This is a genomic window from Candidatus Andeanibacterium sp., from assembly GCF_057143545.1.
In genome coordinates, this window is the sequence record NZ_DBNHSF010000176.1 from 1 (window position 1) to 3311 (window position 3311).

3 protein-coding genes are annotated in these 3311 nt (G+C 63.4%); all 3 read right to left on the reverse strand.

The features are described 5' to 3' along the window. The coding region (locus tag AC16XC_RS10500) for a TonB-dependent receptor (protein ID WP_484034607.1) at positions 1-1922 on the reverse strand (1922 nt) is incomplete at its 3' end. 133 nt (positions 1923-2055) lie between these two features. After that, positions 2056-2763 carry a nuclear transport factor 2 family protein gene (locus tag AC16XC_RS10505; protein WP_484034608.1) on the reverse strand — a complete coding sequence of 236 codons (708 nt, stop codon included), beginning with the start codon at positions 2761-2763 and terminating at the stop codon, positions 2056-2058. Then, on the reverse strand, positions 2760-3311 hold a 552-nt coding region (locus AC16XC_RS10510; protein ID WP_484034609.1), incomplete at its 5' end, for an SDR family NAD(P)-dependent oxidoreductase. The genes AC16XC_RS10505 and AC16XC_RS10510, both read right to left, overlap by 4 nt.

Below are 3311 nucleotides of genomic sequence, written 5' to 3' on the forward strand. Positions count from 1 at the left end.
GTCTGTTCATCGAACCACTGGACTTCCGCGCGGGCATCGAAATGGCCGGCCCGGAGCTCCAGCGCGCCGAGCAGCGAGAGCGGCGGGATCCGCGGGACCGGCGTGCCGTCGGCCAGCGTTGCCCTGATATAGTCGCCGCGCAGATCGGCAATAATGGTGAAATCGTCGGCGCGATAAATCGGCACACTGATTTCGCCTTCGATCCCGAAATGGTTCGCATCCTGCTGGAGGAACTCGAACACCGGCAATCCGTCTTCCTCCGCGCCGGAAGCGGAGAGAAAGATGAAGCCGTCGAACCAGTTGCGGTAGACGCTGAAGCTCACGCGGGCCGGCCCGAGCTCGCCGCGCAGATAGGCTTCCGCGCCCCACGACGCCTCGATTCCGAGCAGCGAATTGCCGACCTCGTATTGCTGGGTCGCGACATGCGGTCCGTCGGCGAACAGTTCCTGCGCCGAAGGAGCGCGCTCGGCCCGTGACAGGTTGACGCCGAGGTCGAGACTGTCGGCGAGCGCGTAGGACGCACCCAGCGCGCCCGAAAATGTGCCGAACGAGCGCGACCGGCCCGGCGTATCGGTTGCAACGTCCGTCTGCTCGTAGCGGCCGCCGAATTGCAGCTTGATCGGATCGAATGCGATTTCCTGCAACGCGAACAGCGCAAATTGTTCGGTGGTATTGGGAGGGATGAACGCCTCGGCCCCGATCGCCTCGAAATCCTGGTGGGTATATTGCGCCCCGACGGAGCCGCTCCACCCGCCGCGCCGCGACTGGACCAGTTCGAGCCGGCCCTCGACTCCCGAAACGTCGAAGATCGTACCGGTTTCATCGCCTTCGAATTCGGTATGGGTGTAATCGCTGTAGCCCCAGCGGGTCTGCAGCAGGTCGAAGAAGCCGTCTCCCAGGTCGAGCGCGCCGCGCAGGTCGACCCGGTATTTTGTCATCCCGATCGAGACTGGCTCGTCGCCATGCGCTTCTTCGCCTTCGAGCTCTTCTTCCTCGTGTTCGCCTTCTTCTTCGCCATGGACATGGCCCACGCCCGGCAGGCCGGGAATGCCGTAGGAAGTGTCGTAATATCCGAAGGACAGCCCGAGATTGCTGTCGCCGGAAAAGAACGCGATGCCGGTGCCGAGGCTGGTCGTCTCGGTCCAGCTATTTGGCAGGACATCCATCGTCTCGGCGCCTTCGCGAAGCTCTTCGGCCTCTTCGAGATGGCCTTCTTCCTCTTCCTCTTCGGCGAGTGCGAGCAGTTCGGCGCGCAGCAAGGGCGAGGCGGCAAAGCCTGCAATCTCGGCATCGCCAGTCTTGCGCCACGATCCGTCGACATGAAAGGCGACGCTTTCGCCGAGCGGGACATCGACCGACGCCCCCAGTTCTCGCCGATCATAGGCAGTGTCGAACGCAGCCATCGCATCGAGATGCACCGGCTCGTCGGGCACGCGTGGGGGAATTCGCTTGCCGACGACATTGACCGCACCGCCGATTGCCTGGCTGCCATAGAGCAATACGGCCGGGCCGCGCAGCACTTCGATCCGGTCGGTCAGCAGCGGATCGATACTCACCGCATGGTCGGCCGAACTGCTCGACGCATCGAGCGAGCCTATCCCGTCCTCGAGCACGCGCACGCGCTCGCCGGAAAATCCGCGCAGTACCGGACGCGAAGCTCCGGGTGAAAAGCTGGTTGCCGAAACGCCGGGTATCTTGGCCAGCACTTCGCCAAGCGCACCGGCCTGGTTGCGCTGCAAATCGACGCCGTCGAGCACCGACGTGCCGGCAAGGAGATCGAGTCGCTCCAAGCCCGGAGCGCTGACCACGATCTCGTCATGAAAGTCGTCGCCCGGATGTTCGTGGGAGTCATCCTGGGCAAGCAAAGGCTGGAGCGGCGCGAGGGCCGCCGGGGCCGCCAGGAGCAATTTGAGGGAATTCACGTGTGAGGGTCTCATTAGGAAGGAATTGCGCTAATGTTATAACATATCGTTTTTCTTCGCCGATGACGCAAGTTTGGAGCTTGTCATGCCTGACCGAACCCGTCGAAATGCCCCCTGCGGGAGATGAACCGTGTCAGGCGTTCTCCGGCACTACCGGCTTGCCCGTCACCGGGTGGGCATAGTGGAACGGGACCAATTTGGTTTCCGGCCAGCTCGGATGCGGATCGCCGGTGATTTCGTCGGGGCCGTTGGGATCCTCGGGATAGGTGGCGGTAAGGAAAGGCGACGGGATCGGTTTGGCGGCGGCCCAACCCATCTCGTAATCGACCTGGGTGAACAGGCGATAATTGTGGCAGGCGAGCTTCCACACCCCGTCTTCCAGCACATAGTCGTTTTCGTACATGCCGTGCTCCCACCATTGGCGCGGGAGACGGGGATTGCCGTCCTTCTTGCTGTCATGCTGGGCACCCATCAGGGTGCAGCGCCAGCGGCCCTTGGCGGTCTGGCGGTCGTCCGAGACGGTAATCACGTCCTGCGAAGGCCAATGCTCGCACATCATGCCATAGGCCGGGCCGTTGATCCCGTGCGTGAAGCTGTTCCTCAGCCGCCCGCAATAGAGCCGCCTGAGCGACTCGTGCCCGCGCCAGATCCCGCCCATGAAGTGCAGTTCGCCGTCCCGCGCGAAGCATTCCACTGCTTCGTCGTAGAGGCCTTTGTCCATGTAATAGCAGTAGGAAATCTGGAGCTTGCGGATCGCCTCGATATCCTGCTGCACGGCAAGCTCGTGGCGCAGTTCGGCGATGGCGGCTTCGGCGGCTTCCAGGCGGGCTTCGAGGCTCATTCGGCTTTCTCCAGTTTGGCGAGTTCGTCGTCGAGATCGTCGGGCAATTCGTAATAATTGCCGCTCAGCGCGTCGTATCTGCCCGAGGCGAGATCGAGGCAACGCTGGGCACAGCGGGCAAGGTCGGGGTCGGTCCCGAATGCATGCGGGTGGTTGTTGATCCGCTCAACCAGCGGGGTGAAGTATTTCTGCGCATCGGGATCGGCGGCAGTGTCGCGGGCGAGCTGGGTGGCTGCAAAGCCGGGATCGATGGCGAACACCGCGACCTTCGTACCGGCGAGTTCCGCCGCCGCCTCGGCGACGATCCGGTTCTGCGCGATCTTGCCGGTGCAATAGGCCGAGAGATTGGGCGCGACCATCCGGCTGGCCAGCGCCGAAACGCAGATCACCCTGCCCCGATTGCGCTCGACCATGCCCGGCAGCACGCGGTGCAGGAACAGCATCGGCGCGCGGATATGGATCCTTTGTGCGTTCCACCAGGCCTCGGGATCGACTTTCCAGATCGGCCCGAACGGCCCCGGCACCCCGGCATTGTTGACCAGCAGGTC

Bases quoted from the DNA above. Each gene is read 5' to 3' on its own strand.
- AC16XC_RS10505 (WP_484034608.1), bottom strand. From the start codon at position 2,763: ATGAGCCTCGAAGCCCGCCTGGAAGCCGCCGAAGCCGCCATCGCCGAA.